The 15,530-nt window shown below is 71.3% G+C and carries 14 protein-coding genes and 1 pseudogene; all 15 read left to right on the forward strand.

Going from position 1 to position 15,530, the window contains the following annotated elements; all coding sequences use genetic code 11:
• A pseudogene (locus BGO15_RS08850) lies at window positions 1-368 on the forward strand (methionyl-tRNA formyltransferase); the annotation flags it as partial.
• Complete coding sequence (locus BGO15_RS08855) at window positions 365-1,729, forward strand: RsmB/NOP family class I SAM-dependent RNA methyltransferase (RefSeq protein WP_056209005.1); 1,365 nt, start codon at window positions 365-367, stop codon at window positions 1,727-1,729. The pseudogene BGO15_RS08850 and the gene BGO15_RS08855, both read left to right, overlap by 4 nt.
• Before the next feature lie 39 nt (window positions 1,730-1,768).
• On the forward strand, window positions 1,769-2,440 hold the full coding sequence (gene rpe, locus BGO15_RS08860; RefSeq protein WP_056209010.1) for a ribulose-phosphate 3-epimerase: 672 nt from the start codon (window positions 1,769-1,771) through the stop codon (window positions 2,438-2,440).
• A 47-nt stretch (window positions 2,441-2,487) separates the two neighbouring features.
• Window positions 2,488-2,751 carry a phosphoribosyl-ATP diphosphatase gene (locus BGO15_RS08865; protein ID WP_045248103.1) on the forward strand — a complete coding sequence of 88 codons (264 nt, stop codon included), beginning with the start codon at window positions 2,488-2,490 and terminating at the stop codon, window positions 2,749-2,751.
• Between the two features lie 58 nt (window positions 2,752-2,809).
• On the forward strand, window positions 2,810-3,652 hold the full coding sequence (gene hisG / locus BGO15_RS08870) for an ATP phosphoribosyltransferase (protein WP_045248104.1): 843 nt from the start codon (window positions 2,810-2,812) through the stop codon (window positions 3,650-3,652).
• Window positions 3,652-4,416 carry an imidazole glycerol phosphate synthase subunit HisF gene (gene hisF / locus BGO15_RS08875; RefSeq protein ID WP_045248105.1) on the forward strand — a complete coding sequence of 255 codons (765 nt, stop codon included), beginning with the start codon at window positions 3,652-3,654 and terminating at the stop codon, window positions 4,414-4,416. Before hisG ends, hisF begins: the two co-directional genes overlap by 1 nt.
• The gene (gene hisI, locus BGO15_RS08880) at window positions 4,413-4,784 is read left to right on the forward strand and encodes a phosphoribosyl-AMP cyclohydrolase (protein ID WP_056209013.1); all 372 of its coding nucleotides are present in this window, start codon (window positions 4,413-4,415) and stop codon (window positions 4,782-4,784) included. Before hisF ends, hisI begins: the two co-directional genes overlap by 4 nt.
• Window positions 4,781-5,443, forward strand: coding sequence for a Trp biosynthesis-associated membrane protein (locus BGO15_RS08885; protein ID WP_082483185.1), 663 nt, complete (start codon window positions 4,781-4,783; stop codon window positions 5,441-5,443). The genes hisI and BGO15_RS08885 overlap by 4 nt, the downstream gene beginning before the upstream one ends.
• On the forward strand, window positions 5,440-5,670 hold the full coding sequence (locus BGO15_RS08890) for a DUF6704 family protein (RefSeq protein ID WP_045248107.1): 231 nt from the start codon (window positions 5,440-5,442) through the stop codon (window positions 5,668-5,670). The genes BGO15_RS08885 and BGO15_RS08890 overlap by 4 nt, the downstream gene beginning before the upstream one ends.
• Window positions 5,671-5,672: 2 nt before the next feature.
• Window positions 5,673-6,449: an indole-3-glycerol phosphate synthase TrpC gene (gene trpC, locus BGO15_RS08895; RefSeq protein ID WP_056209241.1), complete on the forward strand. Its 777-nt coding sequence runs from the start codon at window positions 5,673-5,675 to the stop codon at window positions 6,447-6,449.
• Entirely contained in the window at window positions 6,446-7,657 is a 1,212-nt protein-coding gene (gene trpB, locus BGO15_RS08900) for a tryptophan synthase subunit beta (protein WP_056209016.1), read from the forward strand. Before trpC ends, trpB begins: the two co-directional genes overlap by 4 nt.
• Window positions 7,654-8,445, forward strand: a complete 792-nt coding sequence (trpA, locus tag BGO15_RS08905) for a tryptophan synthase subunit alpha (RefSeq protein ID WP_056209019.1) — start codon at window positions 7,654-7,656, stop codon at window positions 8,443-8,445. The genes trpB and trpA overlap by 4 nt, the downstream gene beginning before the upstream one ends.
• Window positions 8,446-8,454: 9 nt before the next feature.
• Entirely contained in the window at window positions 8,455-9,438 is a 984-nt protein-coding gene (lgt, locus tag BGO15_RS08910) for a prolipoprotein diacylglyceryl transferase (RefSeq protein ID WP_056209022.1), read from the forward strand.
• A gap of 51 nt (window positions 9,439-9,489) precedes the next feature.
• Window positions 9,490-14,067, forward strand: a complete 4,578-nt coding sequence (gene gltB / locus BGO15_RS08915; protein WP_056209024.1) for a glutamate synthase large subunit — start codon at window positions 9,490-9,492, stop codon at window positions 14,065-14,067.
• Window positions 14,060-15,526, forward strand: coding sequence for a glutamate synthase subunit beta (locus BGO15_RS08920; protein WP_056209027.1), 1,467 nt, complete (start codon window positions 14,060-14,062; stop codon window positions 15,524-15,526). The genes gltB and BGO15_RS08920 overlap by 8 nt, the downstream gene beginning before the upstream one ends.
• Window positions 15,527-15,530 lie beyond the last annotated feature (4 nt).

Here is a 15,530-nt window from a genome sequence, read left to right on the forward strand (position 1 = left end):
GAACGGCCGTCGCGACGCCCCAGGCGGGCACGCCGACCCTCGCGCCGAAGCTCGACGCCGCCGACGGACGGCTCGACGTGACACAGACCGCCGACGTCGTGCTCGGGCGGTTCCGCGGGGTCACCCCGGAGCCGGGCGCCCACCTCGTCGTCGACGGTCAGCGCCTGAAGGTGCTCGCCGCCCACCGCGCCGAGTCCACCGCCCGCCCTGCCCCGGGTCAGCTCGCCCTGCAGGGCCGCGAGGTGGTGGTCGGCACGGCCGACGACGCGATCGCGCTCGAGCGGGTGCAGCCGGCGGGCAAGGCGGCGATGGTCGCCGGCGACTGGTGGCGCGGCCTGCGGGTCGACGAGCTGCGGGTCGAGAAATGACCGCCCCCGCTCGCCGTGTCGCGTTCGAGGTCATCCGGGCCGTGCACGCCGACGACGCGTACGCGAACCTGCTGCTGCCCGCCGCCATCACCCGCGCCGGGCTGAGCAGCGCCGATGCGGCGCTCGCGACCGAGCTCACCTACGGCACCCTGCGCCGCGAAGGCACCTATGACGCGGTCATCTCGCTCGCCGCGGGCCGCGACATCGCGCTGATCGACCCGCCCGTGCTCGACGCGCTGCGGCTCGGCGCCCACCAGATCCTCGCGACGCGCATCGCGTCGCATGCCGCCGTGCACGACACCGTCGATCTGGTGCGGCGCGAGATCGGCCCCGCCGTGACCGGCTTCGCGAACGCGGTGCTGCGCCGGATCTCCCGCGACAACCCCGGCGACTGGTTCTCCCGCATCGCCGACGAGGCGCGCTCCGACGACGAGCGCCTCGCGCTGCGGTTCTCGCACCCGGTCTGGGTGGTCCGCGCCTTCCGTCGCGCCCTCGCCGCCGAGGGCCGCGCCGACGAGCTCGAAGCGCTGCTGACCGCCGACAACGCGGCACCGGGCGTCACGATGGCGGCGCTCCCGGGGCTCGTCGATCCTGACGCGGACAGCGCCCGCACCCCGTACTCGCCCGTCGGCTTCCGACTCGCCGGCGGCGACCCGGAGCCCGTCATCACCGCGGCGGGCGGCCGGGTGCGCGTACAGGACGAGGGATCCCAGCTCGTCGCCCTGGCGCTCAGCCGCCACGCCCCCGTGCGCGCGGGGGAGCGGTGGCTCGACCTGTGCGCGGGGCCGGGCGGCAAGACCGCACTGCTCGCGGCCGAGGCCCTCGCGCACGGAGCCGTCCTCGATGCGAACGAGCCGGTTCCGGCCCGCGCGGGACTGGTGCGCCGTTCGGTGGCCGCCGTGCCGCTCCCGGTCGACGTCTCCGAGCTCGACGGGCGCGAGCGGGCGGCGAGCGCCGCGGGTGCGTACGACCGCATCCTCGTCGACGCGCCGTGCACGGGTCTCGGCGCGCTGCGCCGGCGTCCCGAGGCGCGGTGGCGCAAGCAGTCATCGGATGTCGCGGACCTCACCCCGCTGCAGCGGGAGCTGCTGTCCTCGGCTGTGGGCGCGCTGGCCCCGGGCGGCGTGGTCGCGTACGTCACCTGCTCCCCGCATCTCGCCGAGACGCAGGGCGTCGTGGCCGACGTGCGCCGCGAGTGGGGCGACGCCCTCGAGCCGGTCGACGCCCGCGAGGTGCTGCAGCGGGTCGCCCGGCGCCCGCTCGATCTCCCCGAGCCGGCGTCCGACGACGGACACGCCCAGCTCTGGCCCCACCGCCACGGCACCGACGGGATGTTCCTCGCGCTGCTCCGACGTCGCTGACGTCCCGGGTGGCGAGGTCCGGCCCGGGATAATGGGGGAGTGAGCGACATCCGCATCAATCCCTCCATCCTCTCCGCCGACTTCGTGAACATGCAGGCGGACCTCGACCGCATCGCGACCGCAGACTTCGTGCACGTCGACGTCATGGACAACCACTTCGTGCCGAACCTCACGTTCGGGCCGCAGATGGTGCAGCGCATCCAGGAGACGAGCCCGGTGCCGCTCGATGTGCACCTGATGATCGACGACGCCGACCGCTGGGCCCCCGGTTACGCCGAGCTCGGCGCGGCATCCGTCACCTTCCATCTCGAGGCCGCGACCGATCCGATCGCCCTGGCCCGCACCCTGCGCGGCATCGGCGCGCGCGCCGGCGTCGCCATCAAGCCCGGAACCCCCGGCGAGGGCCTGTACGACGTGCTCGACGAGTTCGACCAGATTCTGGTGATGACCGTCGAGCCGGGCTTCGGCGGACAGTCGTTCATGACTTCCACGATGCCGAAGCTGTCGGCGCTGGCCGCCGAGGCGCGTCGCCGAGGATCGTCGGTGTGGCTGCAGGTCGACGGCGGCATCGGCGAGTCGACGATCGCCCAGGCCGCCGAGGCGGGCGCCGACACCTTCGTCGCCGGCTCCGCGGTGTTCGGCGCCGACGACCCGGCCCGCGCGATCGAGGCGCTGCGCAGCGGCGCCGCCCGTCACGCCCACGCGCACTGAGGCGGGCCTGGGCCCGAGGGGGCCGCGCGGTTCGCTACCCTTGCAGGGTGAAGTCGTTCGACGAGCTGTTCGCTGAGCTCACCGTCAAAGCCCAGGAGCGTCCCGCCGGTTCCGGCACGGTCGCCGAGCTCGATGCGGGTGTGCACGCGATCGGCAAGAAGATCGTCGAAGAGGCCGCCGAGGTGTGGATGGCCGCGGAGTTCCAGTCCGACGCCGAGGCGGCGGAGGAGATCTCCCAGCTGCTCTACCACCTCCAGGTGCTGATGCTCGCGAAGGGTCTGACCCTGCAGGACGTCTACCGACATCTGTGACCCGCGCCGGCCCCGCCGGCACGAGGCATCCGCTCATCACACGACCGCAGAGAAGACCATGCTCAGAATCGCCGTGCCCAACAAGGGCTCGCTCGCCGAGACCGCAGCCGAGATGCTGCAGGAGGCCGGGTACACCGGCCGACGCGATCCCAAAGACCTCTACGTGCTCGACGCCGCCAACGACGTCGAGTTCTTCTACCTCCGCCCTCGCGACATCGCGACCTACGTCGGCTCGGGCGCGCTCGATGTCGGCATCACCGGCCGCGACCTGCTGCTGGACGCCCGCATGCCCGGTGCACGCGAGATCGAGACGCTCGGCTTCGCCGATTCGACGTTCCGGTTCGCGGGCCCTCCCGGCCGCTTCCGCGAGCTGAGCGACCTGCACGGGCTGCGCGTCGCCACGGCCTACCCCGGCCTCGTCGACGGCTACCTCGACGAGCAGGGCGTCGCCGTCGACCTCGTTCCCCTCGATGGCGCGGTCGAGTCGGCCGTGCAGCTCGGTGTGGCCGATGCGGTCGCCGACGTCGTGTCGACGGGCACCACGCTGCGCCAGGCGGGCCTCGAGATCTTCGGTCCCGTGCTGCTGCAGTCCGAGGCCGTGCTCATCAGCGGCAGCACCGAGCCCGACGGTCTCGACACCCTGCTGCGACGCCTGCGCGGCGTGCTCGTGGCGCGCCAGTACGTGATGGTCGACTACGACCTGCCGCTGGTGCTGCTCGACCAGGCCGTCGCCGTCGCCCCCGGCATCGAGTCGCCGACCGTGTCGCCGCTGCGCGACCCCGAGTGGGTCGCCGTGCGGGTGATGAGCCCCCGCAAGGGCGTCAACCGCGTCATGGACGACCTCTACGCGCTCGGCGCCCGAGCCATCCTCGTCACCGAGATCGCCGCCGCGAGGCTCTGATGAGCGTCGTCACGCGGGTGATCCCGTGCCTGGATGTCGCGGCCGGCCGCGTCGTGAAGGGCGTGAACTTCGAGAACCTCCGCGACATGGGCGACCCGGTCGAGCTCGCCCGGCTCTACTTCGCGCAGGGGGCCGACGAGATCACCTTCCTCGACGTCACCGCGACCGTCGACGAGCGGGCGACCACCTACGAGGTCGTGCAGCGCACGGCCGAGGAGGTCTTCATCCCGTTGACCGTGGGCGGCGGCGTGCGGGCGACCGACGACGTGGCGCGCCTGCTCGCCTGCGGCGCCGACAAAGTGGGCGTCAACTCAGCCGCCATCGCACGCCCCGAGCTGCTCGGTGAGATCGCCGATCGCTTCGGCGCTCAGGTGCTCGTGCTCTCCCTCGACGTGAAGCGCTCGGCGGCGACGCCCAGCGGATTCGTCGTCACCACCCACGGCGGACGCACCGAGACATCCCTCGACGCCCTCGCCTGGGCGCAGGAGGCCATCGAGCGCGGCGCCGGCGAGCTGCTGGTGAACTCCATCGACGCCGACGGCACGAAGGACGGCTTCGACCTCGAGCTCGTCGCCCTCATGCGCGAGATCTCGAGCGTGCCCGTGATCGCCTCGGGCGGCGCCGGCCGTGCGGCCGACTTCGCCCCCGCTGTGCGCGCGGGCGCCGATGCGGTGCTGGCGGCGAGCGTGTTCCACTCGGGCCAGCTGACGGTGGGCGATGTGAAATCCGCCCTCGTCGCCGACGGAGTGGAGGTACGCCGATGACGGGCTCGCTCGACGAGCGCATCGCCGCCGTCGCGTTCAACGCCGACGGTCTCGCCCCCGCGATCGTGCAGCAGTGGGACACCCACGAGGTGCTCATGCTGGGGTGGATGGATGCCGAGGCGCTCCGTCGCACGTTGACCACCGGTCGCGTCACCTACTGGTCGCGGTCCCGCCAGGAGTACTGGCGTAAGGGTGACACGTCGGGCCACATCCAGCTCGTGAAGTCGGCACACCTCGACTGCGACGGCGACGCACTGCTGATCGAGGTCGACCAGGTGGGGCCCGCGTGCCACACGGGCCTGCGCAGCTGCTTCGACACCGCCGACCTCGACGCGGTCGACGGCGTGGCGGGGGAGGAGCGCCCGTGATCGCCCGTGCGCGTCTGATCGCCGTGCTCGCCGCGCTCGTCGCCGGGGCGATCGGCATCATCTCCTCGACGCAGACGTGGGTCGACGTCATCCTCACGGCCGGCTCTGCTCCCGATATCGCGGTCGCCGGAAACGATGCCGTGCCGGTGCTCGCGCCGCTCAGCCTCGCCGCGCTCGCACTCGGCCTCGCGCTGTCGATCGTCTGGCGCATCCTGCGGTATGTCTTCGGCGCCCTCGCCCTCGCGGGCGCCGTGTGGCTGTTCATCCTGACGCTGCAGGTCGTGACGGGTCCGCCGGTGGCCGCGGTCGCCGCGCCCATCACCAAGGCCACCGGCATCGCCGGGTCGGCCGCGATCGCCGCGCTCATCGACCATGCCGTGGTCTCAGGCTGGGCGTGGGGCGCGCTGTTCGGCTGGGTGCTGCTCGCCGTCAGCGGCGCGTTCACCCTCGCCACCGCCCACCGGTGGCGCACGGGTGGTCGGCGGTACGAGACATCCACCGCGGTCGTCGCGGCCACCGGGCCACTCGACGCGGTCGACTCGTGGGACTCCCTCTCGCGCGGCGACGACCCGACCGACGCGGGCCGCGCCGCACCGGAGGACGAAGACGAGACCACTAGACTGGACGGGCGTTCGCACGCTCCCGAAGGAGGATCATGACCGACTCGATTGGCGACCCTGGCCACGGACACTCGCCCGCCGCATGGACGGCCGTCGTGATCATGCTGGTCGCGCTGTCGATCGGCACGGTCGCGTTCTACCTCGAGGTGGTCTGGCTCGTCTGGGCCTCCGTGGTGCTCGTCGTCGTGGGCGCTCTCGTCGGTCTCGTGCTGTCGCGCCTCGGTTGGGGCGCCAACGGGCCGAAGTACGTCCCCAAGCAGCATTGAACCTGCTCGAGGAGCTGACCGCCGGCTCCGTCGCCGACAGTGAGGCGCGCGCCGCCCGCAGCCCGCTGCACGAGGTCGAGCGCTCGGCTCTCGCCGCGCCCGCAGCCCGTGACGCCCTCGCCTTCCTCGCGCCGTCCGACCGGGTGAAGATCATCGCCGAGGTCAAGCGCGCGAGCCCGTCGCGCGGCGACCTGGCGGCCATCCCCGATCCGGCGCACCAGGCGGTTCTCTACGAGACCGGCGGCGCGAGCGCGATCTCGGTGCTCACCGAGCAGCGTCGCTTCAAGGGGTCGCTCGAGGACCTGCGCGCCGTGAAGCAGGCGGTGACCCTGCCGGTTCTCCGAAAGGACTTCATCGCCACCGAGTACCAGGTGCTCGAGGCCCGCGCCGCCGGCGCCGACCTCGTGCTGCTGATCGTCGCCGCCCTCGACCTGCCGACCCTCACGCGGCTGCACGCGCTCGTCACCGAGCTCGGCATGACTCCGCTCGTCGAGGCCCATTCGGCGAGCGAGCTCGACGCGGCCGGCGAGATCGGTGCGCGGCTCGTGGGCGTGAACGCCCGCGACCTCACCACCTTCGACCTCGACCGCGACCTGTTCGGAAGCCTCGTCGACCGCTTCCCGGTCGGGGCGATCAAGGTGGCGGAGTCTGCCGTGCTGACGCCGGCGGATGTCGCCCACTACCGCGCGGCCGGAGCCGATGCCGTGCTGGTCGGCGAGGCGCTCGTCACCGGCGACCCCGTCGCCACCCTCCGCGCGTTCCGAGGAGAGACCGTATGAGCGCGCTGCGCGACGCCCAGGGGCCGTTCTTCGGCGAGTTCGGCGGCCGGTTCATGCCGGAGTCGCTCATCGCCGCGATCGACGAGCTCACCGCCTGCTACGAGTCGGCGAAGGTCGACCCCGCGTTCCATGCCGAGTTCGCCGAACTCCTGCGCTCGTACGCCGGCCGGCCCTCGCCGATCACCGAGGTGCCGCGCTTCGCCGCGCACGCGGGCGGCGCGCGCATCTTCCTCAAGCGCGAGGACCTCAACCACACCGGCTCCCACAAGATCAACAACGTCATCGGGCAGGCGCTGCTCACGAAGCGGCTCGGCAAGACGCGGGTGATCGCCGAGACGGGCGCCGGCCAGCACGGCGTGGCGACAGCCACCGCGGCCGCCCTCTTCGGCTTCGACTGCACGATCTACATGGGCGAGGTCGACACCGAGCGCCAGGCGCTGAACGTCGCCCGCATGCGTCTTCTCGGTGCCGAGGTCGTGCCGGTCACGACCGGCAGCCGCACCCTGAAGGACGCCATCAACGAGGCGTACCGCGACTGGGTCGCGAGCGTCGAGACGACGAACTACATCTTCGGCACGGCGGCGGGTCCCCACCCGTTCCCGGCCATGGTGCGCGACTTCCAGAAGGTCATCTCCGAAGAGGCGCGCGCGCAGCTCCTCGACGAGATCGGGCGCCTCCCCGATGCCGTGCTGGCGTGCGTCGGCGGCGGGTCGAACGCGATCGGCATGTTCGATGCGTTCCTCGACGACGAGGGCGTCGCCCTCTACGGCGTCGAGGCGGCCGGTGACGGCGTCGACACGGAGCGGCACGCGGCATCCATCGAACGGGGACGTCCGGGCGTCCTGCACGGCGCGAAGACCTACGTCCTGCAGGACGAGGACGGCCAGACCATCGAATCCCACTCGATCTCCGCCGGCCTCGACTACCCGGGCGTCGGTCCCGAGCACGCGTGGCTCGCCGCGATCGGTCGTGCGCAGTACATCCCCGCGACCGACGACGAGGCGATGCAGGCGCTGAGGCTCCTCAGCCGCACCGAGGGCATCATCCCGGCCATCGAGTCGGCGCACGCCCTGGCCGGCGCGATCCGCGTCGGCCGCGAGCTCGGCCCCGACGCCGTGCTCGCCGTGAGCCTGTCGGGCCGCGGCGACAAGGACATGGACACCGCCGCCCGCTACTTCGGCCTCTACGACGAGGAGGCCGGCGCATGAGCCGCGTCGCCGCCGCGATCGAGAAGGCCCACGCCGAGGGGCGTGGTGCGTTCGTCGGCTACCTGCCCGTCGGGTTCCCCGACACGGCCACGAGCATCGAGGCGGCCGTCGCCCTCGCCGAGGCGGGGGCCGACATCCTCGAGCTCGGTCCGCCGTACTCCGACCCGGTCATGGACGGCGAGGTCATCCAGCAGGCGACCCAGCAGGCGCTCGCGAACGGCTTCCGGCTGCGCGACCTGTTCCCGGCGATCGCGGAGATCACCCGCCGCGTGGATGTCCCGGTGCTGGTGATGACCTACTGGAACCCGGTGCTGCAGTACGGCGTCGACCGGTACGCGGACGACCTCCTCGCCGCCGGCGGCGCAGGTCTCATCACCCCCGACGTCACGCCCGAGTCGGCCGCGGAGTGGATCGCCGCCAGCGAGCGCACCGGCCTCGACCGCGTGTTCCTCGCGGCGCCCACCTCCACCGACGAGCGCCTCGACCTGGTCGTGAAGGCCTCGACCGGCTTCGTGTACACGGTCTCGACGATGGGCATCACGGGGGAGCGGGCAGAGCTGGATGCCGCGGCCCGCCGCCTCACCGAGCGTCTCCGCGCGCACGGCGCGGCGCACGCGTGCGTGGGCATCGGCATCTCCACGCCCGAGCAGGTCGCGGGTGTGGTCGGCTACGCCGACGGCGCGATCGTGGGCACCGCGCTCGTGCGCGCGCTGCGCGACGGCGGGGTCGACGGACTGCGCCGGGTGGCGGGGGCGCTCGCGTCCGGCACGGCTCGTCCGCGCCCGTAGACTCGCACCATGACGTTCGCCCCCACGAGCGCGCTGACCAGCGTGTTCGCCAGCATCCCGAGCCCGTCGATCAGCTACTTCCAGCTCGGTCCCGTGCGCATCTACTTCTACGCGCTGTGCATCATCGCGGGGATCGTGGTCGCGGTGCTGATGACGAACCACTTCCTCACCAAGCGCGGAGCGGAGCGCTGGGTCGTCATCGACATCGCCCTGTTCGCGGTGCCGCTGGCGATCATCGGGGCCCGCGCGTACCACGTGCTCACCCACCCGGCCGACTACTTCGGCGCGGGCAAGGACGTGCTCTCGGTGTTCTACATCTGGGAGGGCGGAATCGCCATCTACGGCGCGCTCATCGGCGGGGCGATCGGAGCGATCATCGGATGCCGCTGGACGGGCATCCGCTTCTGGACCTTCGCCGACGCCCTCGCACCGGGCCTGATCCTCGCCCAGGCCATCGGCCGTTTCGGCAACTACTTCAACCAGGAGCTCTTCGGCCTCCCCACCGACGCCCCGTGGGGCCTCGAGATCGACTCGTCGAACCCGGCGATCCCGCAGGGCCTGCCCGCAGGCACGCTGTTCCAGCCGACCTTCCTCTACGAGGTCATCTGGAACACGCTCGGCGCGATCGTGCTGCTCGTCATCGCCCGCCGGTTCCGCCTCCAGTGGGGTCGTCTGTTCGCGATCTACCTGATCTGGTACTCCGCCGGCCGCATCGTCTGGGAGAGCATCCGCATCGACCCGAGCGAGATCTACCTCGGGCTCCGCGTCAACGTCTGGGCGGCGATCCTCGGGGTCATCGCCGGCCTCGTGATCTACATCGTGCAGACGACGCGCCACCTCGGCCTCGAGCCGTCGCCCTATCGGCCCGGACGCGGAGCACCCGGTTCATCGCCTGTACAATCGCTGGATACCGACCAGTACGTCGACGTGAGCGAGCCGCCCGCGGACGCACTCGGTCAGGGCACCGCCACAAGCTCCGCTGCCGCACAGTAACTCCTTCGGGCCGACGTCGTCCCAGCACAGCACCAAGTGAGGACGGTACGCATGGCCCCCAGCCTCCGTCACAGCATCCCCGGCGGGACGTTCCCGGCCGCCCAGGGGATGTACAACCCCGCGTTCGAGAAGGACGCCTGCGGCCTGGCGATGGTCGCGACCCTTCGCGGCACGCCCGGCCACGACATCGTCAGCCTGGCGCTCACCGCCCTGCGCAACCTCGAGCACCGCGGCGCGATCGGCTCCGACGCGGGCACGGGCGACGGCGCCGGCATCCTCACCCAGATGCCCGATGCCTTCCTGCGCGCGGTCGTCGGCTTCGAGTTGCCCCCGGTCGGCGAGTACGCCGCCGGGCTCGCCTTCCTGCCGCTCGACGCGGCGGAGCGCCAGCGGGTCAAGGACGGGATCGAGCAGGTCGCGGCATCCGAGAACCTCATCGTGCTCGGCTGGCGCGAGGTGCCGACCGACGACGCCCACCTCGGCAAGCTCGCGTTCGAGGCTCGTCCCGCGTTCGAGCAGATCTTCGTCTCACGTCCCGCGGTCGGCGACGCGTCGGCGCTGTCGGGCATCGCGCTCGACCGCCGCGTCTACCGGCTGCGCAAGCGGGCGCGCCGCGAGCACGGCGCCTACTTCGTGTCGCTCTCCAGCCGCACCCTCGGCTACAAGGGCATGGTCACGACCCTGCAGCTCGAGCCGTTCTACCCCGACCTGCAGGACGAGCGGTTCACCTCGGAGCTCGCCGTCGTGCACTCCCGGTACTCGACAAACACGTTCCCGTCGTGGCCGCTCGCGCAGCCGCTGCGCATGCTCGCGCACAACGGCGAGATCAACACGGTCAGCGGCAACCGCAACTGGATGCGGGCGCGTCAGTCGCAGCTCGAGTCGGCGCTGGTCGGAGACATCCGCCCGCTGCTGCCCATCTGCACCGACGGCGCCAGCGACTCGGCCTCGTTCGACGAGGTGCTCGAGCTGCTCACGCTCACGGGACGCAGCCTCCCGCACGCGATCATGATGATGGTGCCGGAGGCGTACGAGAAGCAGGCCGACATCGACCCGCAACTGCGGGCGTTCTACGACTACCACTCCATGCAGATGGAGCCGTGGGACGGCCCCGCCGCGCTCATCTTCACCGACGGCACGCTCGTCGGCGCGACCCTCGACCGTAACGGCCTGCGCCCGGGTCGCTGGACGGAGACGACCGACGGCCTCGTCGTCATCGGCTCCGAGACCGGCGTGCTCGACTTCGAGCCCGAGCGCATCAAGCGCCGCGGCCGTCTGCGCCCGGGGCGCATGTTCCTCGTCGACACGGCCGAGCGCCGCATCATCGAGGACGACGAGATCAAGCAGCAGCTCTCCACCCTGCACCCGTGGCAGGAATGGCTGGACGCGGGTCGGGTGCGTCTCGCCGACCTTCCCGAGCGCGAGCACATCGTGCATCCGATCGCCTCGATCACGCGCCGCCAGCGCACGTTCGGGTACACCGAGGAGGAGGTGCGCATCCTCCTGACCCCGATGGGACAGAACGGCGCCGAGCCCCTCGGCGCGATGGGAAGCGACACCCCGGTCGCGGTGCTCAGCGAGCGTCCGCGCCTGCTGTTCGACTACTTCACCCAGCAGTTCGCCCAGGTCACGAACCCGCCGCTCGACTCGCTGCGGGAGGAGATCGTCACCTCCCTCGCACTCGGTCTCGGCCCGGAGCCGAACCTGCTGGCCTGGGGTCCGGAGCACACGCGCACGGTCACGCTCGACTTCCCCGTCATCGACAACGACGAGCTCGCGAAGATCCAGCACATCGACACGGCCCTCCCGGGCCGCACCTCGGTGACCATCCGCGGCCTCTACCGGGTCGAGGCGGGCGCGAAGGGCATGAAGAAGCGCCTCGAGCAGATGTGCAGCGAGGTCGACCAGGCCATCGAGGACGGCGCCGAGTTCATCGTGCTCAGCGACCGTGACTCCAACAAGGACCTCGCACCGATCCCCTCGCTGCTCTCGCTCGCCGCCGTGCATCACCACCTCATCCGCAACGAGACCCGCATGAAGGTCGGGCTCGTCGTCGAGGCCGGAGATGTGCGCGAGGTGCACCACGTCGCCACCCTCATCGGCTATGGGGCATCCGCCGTGAACCCCTACCTCGCGATGGAGACCGTCGAGTACCTCGTACGCGCCGGCTTCATCACCAACATCACGCCCGAGAAGGCCGTCCGCAACCTGATCTACGCGCTCGGCAAGGGCGTGCTGAAGATCATGTCGAAGATGGGCATCTCGACCGTGTCGTCCTACGCGGGCGCGCAGGCGTTCGAGGCCGTGGGGCTGTCGAGCGAGCTCATCGACGCCTACTTCACCGGCACCGAGTCCAAGCTCGGCGGCATCGGCCTCGACGTGATCGCGGCCGAGAACGCCGCACGCCACGCGTTCGCCTACCCCGAGGACGAGGCCGCCCGCACCCACGAGCGGCTGTGGACCGGCGGCGAGTACCAGTGGCGCCGCGACGGCTCGCCGCACCTGTTCAACCCGCAGACGATCTTCCGTCTGCAGCACGCGACGCGCGAGCGCCGGTACGACATCTTCCGCGAGTACACCAAGCTCGTCGACGACCAGGCGGCCGAGCTGAAGACCCTCCGCGGCCTGTTCGGGTTCAAGAAGAACCAGCGTCCGCGCGTGCCGATCGATGAGGTGGAGCCCGTCTCCGCCATCGTGAAGCGATTCTCCACCGGCGCGATGAGCTACGGCTCCATCTCGAAGGAGGCGCACGAGACGCTCGCGATCGCGATGAACCGCCTCGGCGCGAAGTCCAACACGGGCGAGGGCGGCGAAGACGTCGACCGCCTGCTCGACCCGGAGCGTCGCAGCTCGATCAAGCAGGTCGCGTCGGGCCGCTTCGGCGTGACGAGCCTGTACCTGACCGAGGCCGACGACATCCAGATCAAGCTCGCCCAGGGCGCGAAGCCCGGCGAGGGCGGTCAGCTGCCTCCCGGCAAGGTGTACCCGTGGATCGCCCGCACCCGCGGCGGCACCCCCGGCGTCGGCCTCATCTCGCCGCCGCCGCACCACGACATCTACTCGATCGAGGACCTCAAGCAGCTGATCTTCGACCTCAAGCGCGCGAACCCGCGCGCCCGGGTGCACGTGAAGCTCGTGAGCCAGTCCGGCATCGGGGCGGTCGCCGCCGGCACCGCGAAGGCCCTCGCCGACGTCATCCTCGTCTCGGGTCACGACGGCGGCACCGGCGCGAGCCCCCTCAACTCGCTCAAGCACGCCGGCACCCCGTGGGAGCTGGGCCTCGCCGAGACCCAGCAGACGCTCATGCTGAACGGCATGCGCGACCGCGTGGTGGTGCAGGTCGACGGCCAGCTCAAGACCGGGCGCGACGTCGTCATCGGCGCGCTGCTCGGTGCCGAGGAGTTCGGTTTCGCGACCGCGCCCCTCGTCGTCAGCGGCTGCATCATGATGCGCGTGTGTCATCTCGACACCTGCCCGGTGGGCGTGGCGACGCAGAACCCGGTGCTGCGAGAGCGCTTCTCGGGCAAGCCCGAGTTCGTCGTCAACTTCATGGAGTTCATCGCCCAGGAGGTGCGCGAGATCCTCGCCGAGCTCGGGTTCCGCACGCTCGACGAGGCCGTGGGCCGTGTCGACGCGCTCGACCTGAACGGCGCGATCGAGCACTGGAAGGCGGATGGTCTGAACCTCGCCCCCGTGCTCCAGGGTCCCGACTTCGCCGACGACGAGCCGCGGCGCAACCAGCGCGCCCAGAAGCACGAGCTCGACGACCACTTCGACGTGCAGCTCATCGAGCGCGCGCAGGACGTCATCGCACACGGCGGCCACCTCGAGATCGACCTGCCCGTGCGCAACACCGCGCGCGCTGTCGGCACGATGCTCGGCCACCACGTCACGCTCGCGCACGGCGAGAACGGTCTGCCGACCGACTCGATCGTCGTGAATCTGCACGGCTCCGCCGGGCAGTCGTTCGGCGCGTTCATGCCGGCCGGCATCACCCTCACCCTCGAGGGCGACTCGAACGACTACGTCGGCAAGGGTCTGTCGGGCGGACAGATCGTCGTGCGACCGCCGCGCGGCGCGACATTCCCCGCCTCGAAGAACGTGATCGCCGGCAACGTCATCGGCTACGGCGCAACGCAGGGAACGCTGTTCCTGCGCGGCACCGTGGGGGAGCGGTTCCTGGTGCGCAACTCCGGCGCGACCGCCGTCGTGGAGGGCGTGGGCGACCACGCGCTCGAGTACATGACGGGCGGGCTCGCGGTCATCCTCGGTGAGACCGGACGCAACCTCGGTGCGGGCATGTCGGGCGGCACGGCCTACGTGTACAGGCTCGACTCCGCCCTCGTGAACCGCGAGGCGCTGGCCGCCGGCGAGCTCGTGCTCGACGAGCTCGGCTCGGGCGACGCGGAGATCCTCAAGGACCTGCTCGAGCGCCACGTCGCCGAGACCGAGTCCGTGCTCGCCGCGAGCCTCCTCGAGCGCTTCGACGAGGAGATCGGCAACTTCGTGCGGGTCGTTCCGCGCGACTACGCAGCGGTGCTGCAGACGCGCCAGGAGGCGCTCGCGCAGGGCCTCGACCCCGACGGCGACGTCGTGTGGAACCGCATCCTGGAGGTGACGGGTGGCTGACCCGAAGGGCTTTCTGAAGACGACCCAGCGCGAGACCCCGTCGCGTCGACCGGTTCCCGTGCGCATCCTCGACTGGCGCGAGGTGTACGAACCGGGCGACTCCGCGGTGCTGCGTCGTCAGGCGGGCCGCTGCATGGACTGCGGCGTGCCGTTCTGTCACACCGGATGCCCCTTGGGTAACCTCATCCCGGAGTGGAACGACCTCACCTGGCGCGGCGAGGGCCGCGCGGCCATCGATCGTCTGCATGCGACCAACAACTTCCCGGAGTTCACCGGTCGCCTGTGCCCGGCCCCCTGCGAGAGCGCGTGCGTGCTCGGCATCAACCAGCCGGCCGTCACGATCAAGCAGGTCGAGGTGTCGATCATCGACCAGGCCTTCGCGAACGGATGGGTCGACTCCAAGCCGCCGGCACGCCTCACGGGCAAGACGGTCGCCGTGGTGGGGTCCGGCCCCGCCGGTCTTGCCGCCGCCCAGCAGCTCACCCGTGCGGGTCACACGGTCGCGGTCTTCGAGCGCGACGACCGCATCGGCGGTCTGCTGCGCTACGGCATCCCCGACTTCAAGATGGAGAAGCGCCACCTCGAGGCCCGGCTGCGTCAGATGCAGGACGAGGGCACCCGCTTCCGCGCGGGCGTGACCATCGGCACCGACATCTCCTGGTCCGACCTGCGTTCGCGCTACGACGCGGTCGTGATCGCGACCGGGTCGACGATCCCGCGCGACCTCGCCATCCCGGGCCGCGACCTCGACGGGGTGCACTTCGCCATGGAGTACCTCGTCGAGTCCAACAAGGCGGTCGCGGGCGACCAGGTTCCCCACCAGATCTCCGCCGAGGGCAAGCACGTCATCGTGATCGGAGGCGGTGACACCGGCGCCGACTGCATCGGCACCGCCCACCGCCAGGGCGCGCTCAGCGTGACCAACCTCGCCATCGGCACGCAGCCTCCGACCGAGCGCCCCGCGCACCAGCCGTGGCCGATGACTCCCACCGTGTTCGAGGTCTCCTCGGCGCACGAGGAGGGCGGCGAGCGGATGTTCCTGGCATCGACCGTCGAGTTCCTCGCGAACGAGGCGGGCGAGGTGCGGGCCCTCCGCGTCGCCGAGACCGAGTACGTCGACGGCCGTCGCGTGCCCAAGAGCGGTACCGAGCGGGAGATCCCGGCCGACCTCGTGCTCATCGCGATGGGCTTCACCGGCCCGGAGCGCGCTCTGCTCGAGGACCAGCTCAACACGCGGTTCACCGACCGCGGCAACGTCGAGCGCGCCGACGACTACGAGACCACCGTGTCGGGCGTCTTCGTCGCCGGCGACGCCGGTCGCGGCCAGTCGCTGATCGTCTGGGCGATCGCCGAAGGACGGGCCGCCGCGGCATCCGTCGACCGTTACCTCATGGGCGAGACCTCGCTGCCGTCACCGGTTCGTGCCAGCGATGTCGCGATCGGCCTCCAGCCCGCGTAGGCTC

It is taken from the genome of Microbacterium sp. 71-23 (genome assembly GCF_001897265.1).
Taxonomy (GTDB): Bacteria; Actinomycetota; Actinomycetes; order Actinomycetales; family Microbacteriaceae; genus Microbacterium; species Microbacterium ginsengisoli.